Origin of the sequence: uncultured Sphingomonas sp. (assembly GCF_964237335.1) — a bacterium.
Lineage (GTDB): Bacteria > Pseudomonadota > Alphaproteobacteria > Sphingomonadales > Sphingomonadaceae > Sphingomonas.
Map to the genome: position 1 here is coordinate 1 of NZ_CAXSHM010000080.1, position 3,546 is coordinate 3,546.

The 3,546-nt window shown below is 66.7% G+C and carries 2 protein-coding genes; both read left to right on the top strand.

Annotated features, from left to right (window positions below; translation table 11 throughout):
- Window positions 1-157: 157 nt before the first annotated feature.
- Window positions 158-1,113 (top strand): IS630 family transposase gene (locus ACFE65_RS17475; protein WP_375383634.1). Its coding sequence is split into 2 segments (ribosomal slippage): window positions 158-509 and window positions 509-1,113, totalling 957 coding nucleotides; the frame shifts between segments, so codons are not numbered across the junction.
- 860 nt (window positions 1,114-1,973) lie between these two features.
- A complete protein-coding gene (locus ACFE65_RS17480; RefSeq protein WP_375383635.1) occupies window positions 1,974-3,317 on the top strand; it encodes an IS1380 family transposase in 1,344 nt (447 codons plus the stop codon).
- Window positions 3,318-3,546 lie beyond the last annotated feature (229 nt).

Below are 3,546 nucleotides of genomic sequence, written 5' to 3' on the forward strand. Positions count from 1 at the left end.
ACCGGATCAGCGCTTCGCAGCCCACTAACTGGTCCGTCTCGAGGTTCATCTGAGGCTGGTAGACTAGAGCTGCTGCCTGTCGGGCTGAGTCTCGACCATGGTGGCGTGCGGGATCCCGGTGTGATTCCATGGTGGACGGATCACATGGAGGACCGCGATGGCCCGAGCCTTGTCGTTGGACCTGCGCGAGCGGGTGATCGCTGCCATTGAGGCGGGTGCGTCGTGCGGACAGGCAGCGGAACGGTTCGGGGTCGCCAAGGCGAGCGCAATCCGTTGGCGTGCAAGGTTTCGGGCCGAGGGCAAGATCGCCGCCAAGCCGATGGGCGGTGACCGGCACTCGCATCGGATCGAAGCGCATGCGGCGCTGATCCTCCAGGCCTATGAGGCACGACCGCAGATCTACCTGCGCGAGGTCAAGGACGCACTGGAAGAGAACGGGGCCACGGCGAGCCTGAGCGGGCTGTCGCGTTTCTTCCGGCGCCACGGCATCACCCGAAAAAAGGGGATCTCCACGCCGCCGAACAGGGCCGCCCGGATGTGATGGAGGCGCGCGAGGCGTGGTTCGAGGGGCAACTCGACCTCGACCCCGGGCGTGTTGTCTTCCTCGACGAGACCGCGACTGCCACCAACATGGAACGGCGCTACGGGCGAGCGCCGCGGGGTGAACGTTGCCGCGTCGCGGTGCCCCACGGTCATTACAAGACCACCACGGTCACGGCCGCTCTGCGAGCGAGTGGCCCCTTCGCGGTCCACCTCATGGACGGCGCCACAAACGGCCAGCGCTTTCTATCCTACGTCACGGACACGCTGGTGCCTGCACTCACGCCAGGTGACACGGTGGTGATGGACAACCTCGCCGCCCACAAAGTGGCCGGCGTCCGCCAGGCGATCGAAGCGGCAGGCGCGCATCTACGCTACCTTCCAGCCTACAGCCCGGACTTCAATCCGATCGAGCAAGCCTTCGCCAAGCTCAAAGCCCTGTTGCGCTCGACGGCAGCCCGCACCGTCCCGGACCTGTGGACGGCGATCCGCGACGCCTTCAAACGCTTCAGGCCCGACGAGTGCCGCAACTATCTTGCTGCGGCTGGCTACGATGCATACGACCCAGATTGAACGGCAGCGGCTCTAACCAGTCCTATTCAGTGCGCCCCGACGGCGCAGGTCACCAACGGAGGGAGGTTCCGTCCAGAGAGTTGTCGGTTGATCTGGTAGCTGGCAGGCGGGTCTGTCGGGTAACCGGCCGGGTCGAAGCCCTGCGACAAAGGCCGCCTCGGGCGGTTGAGCGATCCAGCGGGCCGTAACGCGAGTGAAGCCTGAGCAGGCCTCGAAAGTGAAGGTGTGGATGCCGACCCGCCCGAATAACGGGGAAGGCCGCGCGGACAGGGAAGCAACCGACACATGCACCTGTTTCGATCCACCGGGGTAATGGGCACGGCACGTTGGAAGGGTGATCTGGGTAATCGGGGGAGCCCCACTTCGCGCGAGGGTAGCGGCCTCATCGCCGTCGTAGGACGGTTGCGCGGGTGGGTGTCGGACAGGGTCGTAGTACCGCTGAGGCCGGGTAATTCCGGCGGAGGAAAGGGCCCTGACTTCTGGTGCGCTTTCGAAGAGGGTGAAGGCCGGTGACTTGGCGCAAGCCTATCAAGCACCTCATGAGGCCGGGATCCATCCGAGAAAGCTGTGTCGTGGCGCCAAGGCGGTGGAAATACACGGATGACGCTCGTGTCCTTCTCATGCCGTATGCCTACGATGAAGCCAGTCGGAAAGCCGGATGCGGGAAACCCGCACGTCCGGTTTGATGAGCGGGGATGGGAAACGGGGCGATGCCGAATGGCCCAAGCTACCGCGCCCATCCTCGACTCTACTCGGGACGGCGCAGGATGGGTGGCGAGCGTAGCTTAACGCATTGAAGCGGCGTAGGATTTGGGTGCTAACGCCAACCCCGATCCACTTCACGCGGTGCCACGCCCGCCATGGTCGACGATACGGTCCTGTCCTTCGAGTTTCCAGCCGTCGGGAGGAAGAAAGTCACAGCCGCCTTCGACGGCGGTCGCCTCACGTCGGACGGCGGTGTCATGCTGCTGTCGCTGGCTGAGCGGCGCCTCGGGATTGCCGAGCGGCTGGCCCGGCTGATCCCGGACCGCCGCGATCCGACCCGGGTCATCCACAGCTTCGCCGACATGATCCGGGCCCGCATCTTCGCGATCTGCTGCGGCTACGAGGATTGCGACGATCTCGACGCCCTGCGCACCGATCCCGCCTTCAAGCTCGCCTGCGGACGCCTGCCCGACACCGGGGTCGACCTGTGCTCGCAGCCGACCCTGTCGCGACTGGAGAACGCCCCACGCCTTCGCGACGTGATCCGCCTCACCTACGCCCTGGTGGACGCCTGGATGGACTCCTACCCGCGAGAGCCCGAGGCGGTGACGCTCGACATCGACGATACCTGCGACGTCGTCCACGGCCATCAGCAGCTGTCGCTGTTCAACGCCCATTATGACGAGCGCTGCTTCCTGCCCATCCACGTCTACGACACGGAGCGCAGCCGCCCGGTCGCCGTTGTGCTGCGCCCGGGCAAGACGCCGTCCGGTGTGGAGGTGCGGGCCCACATCCGGCGCCTCGTCCGCCGTATCCGCGGCCGCTGGCCGAAAACCCGCATCCTGTTCCGGGGGGACGGCCATTACGCCAGGCCCGAGGCCATGGCGTGGTGCGAGGCCAACGGCCTGCAATACGTCTTCGGCCTGCCGGGCTCGAAGCCGCTGTCGCGGAAGGTGGAGGACACCGCCGATGCCGTCCGCACCGCGCGCGCGACCGGAGACAAGCCCGTCGTGCGGGACTACGCCGAAACACGGCACAAGGCGGGCTCCTGGAACCGGGAACGTCGCGCCGTGGCCCGCATCGAGGCGACCCGCCTCGGCCTCGACATCCGCTTCGTCGTCACCAACGTCGAGCGCGGCTCGCCCGAGTGGGTCTACGACAGCCTGTACTGTGCTCGGGGCCAGGCCGAAAACCTGATCAAGCTGCACAAGTCCCAGCTCCGATCCGACCGCACCTCATGCCGTTCGGCACTGGCCAACCAGGTCCGCCTCGTGCTGCACACCGCCGCCTACTGGCTGATGCTGGACGTCAGGGACGCCATTCCCAAAGTCCGCGACCTCGCCAAAGCCGAGTTCACGACGTTGCGCCTCCGGCTCCTCAAAGTCGCCGCCAGGGTGGTGGAGACCCGCCACCGCGTCCGCATCGCTTTCGCGGCCGCCTGTCCCGAGGCCGATCTGATGCCCGGCCTGACCGCAGCCCTGATCCGGCGAAGGATCTGAGCGACGGGGCCGAGCCCCTCACGCCAAACCCCGTCCCTCCAGCGCCGAACCCCCATCGAAGAACCGACCGACGGCGTTCCGCGCCGATCGAACCCGCGCGCGCCCGGCATCCAACGACGCGCTCAACAGGCCGAGTCCGCGCCCCGGTGAATAGGATCGGCTAGCGCCACATGCGCGCTCAATGACCAGCTCCGCCGCGGATGAAGGGTGGCATCGTCGTATTCACCCC

Coding starts and splice junctions, on each gene's coding strand:
- ACFE65_RS17480 (WP_375383635.1), top strand. CDS start 1,974: ATGGTCGACGATACGGTCCTGTCCTTCGAGTTTCCAGCCGTCGGGAGG.